Consider the following 1,313-nt stretch of genomic DNA (forward strand, 5'->3'; position numbering starts at 1 on the left):
CGAGTACCGCGTCGACCTCGGCCGGTGCGGCAGCGGTCAGCGCAGGCGAGGGACCCGTCTTCCACGGATCGGGATGACCGTGCAACGTCACGCGTGCCGACGGTGCCTGGTCACGCACGGCGGCAAGCACTTCCGCGCGAAGGTGATCGGCGTCGGCGTGACGGACCGCCACCACCGCATCGATCTCGTCGGCGTCCAACACGACGGTGATCGCCGCACCTGCAGGCAAAGTTCCGGCCGACAGGGCGTCGACGCCGTCGCGCAGCTTCTGCGTCACCTTCGCCGAGTCGACGCCCCGTTCGCTCCACGCGTCGAGCTCGCGCTGCGTGCAGCTGATCGATATCAGGGTGTCGCCGATTCCGGGGAACGCGCCGTCCGTCTTCTCGTGTGGTCCGACATGCGCGAAACCGAGCTGTCCGCAGGCCTCGACGGACACGCCGTGTACCTCGACGCCGCGTATCGCCTCGGCGGCGAGCGTCGCGCAGTACCGAACGATGTCGGGATGCCCTGGAGCGAGCGCATAGCGATAGACGTCTCCGAAACAGTCGACGACGGTCGCGTCGGGATGGGCGTGGCCGAGAATTGTGCTGTGTGTCAGCACGATCCAGGCGTTCACCAGAAATCCGGCGTCGATCAGGATGGCCGCCGCCTCGCCGAACGCGTCCTGGGCCCCGCCCCAGTCGGCCGTTTTCGCTGTGATCGCGTGGCCGGCCCAGGCCTCGGGACGCACCGGCCGGTACAGCGCGGCGTGATGGGCGTCGACCACCTTGTGCTGCGGGTGCAGCGGAGTTGCCGCCCTGGTGGAGTGATAGGTCGCGGCGAGCGAGATCTCACGCACCCCGAGCCTGCGGGCGCGCTCGACGAAGTGAGGATCACCGAGTACGTCCCAAGGATAGGCGTGCGCGACGATGCGGTCGACGGTCATAGGGGTCATCCTTCGATGGCTGATTTGTTCGATAGAGAGAACTGAGTTCACACATGGGAACACAATTCGAGCCCGGCTGTCCACGATTCGCCCGTCGCGCAGCAATAGGGAAGGCCCTCGGAGTCACCGAAACCCCACGGCCCCCGCACGTGACACGCGGTCGCAGGTGGATTCGTGACGGCGTCCGCGGAGTGGAACTGACCTGGAACGACACGTCCGCGTGGCTGCTGACGCCCCCGGAAGCAGAGCACCCACTGCCCGCGATCATGCTCATGCACGGCCACGACGGGGTGAAGTTCTACGGCAAGGAGAAGGTGGCCGACGGCCCCGACGGCATCGCGCCCGGCATCGCCGCACTGCGCGAGCACGGGTACGACGGCGGTGCGCC

Annotated in this window: 1 protein-coding gene and 1 pseudogene; one reads left to right on the top strand and one right to left on the bottom strand. The window is 67.7% G+C overall.

The window, feature by feature from the left end; genetic code table 11:
• Window positions 1-925 (bottom strand): hypothetical protein (locus RHBS_RS27830; protein WP_237669866.1); only part of this gene is annotated, 925 nt, incomplete at its 3' end.
• 53 nt (window positions 926-978) lie between these two features.
• Between RHBS_RS27830 and RHBS_RS27835 the strand changes: the two are divergent.
• Window positions 979-1,313, top strand: a pseudogene (locus RHBS_RS27835) (hypothetical protein); the annotation flags it as partial.

Source organism: Rhodococcus sp. BS-15, from assembly GCF_000813105.1.
Lineage (GTDB): Bacteria > Actinomycetota > Actinomycetes > Mycobacteriales > Mycobacteriaceae > Rhodococcoides.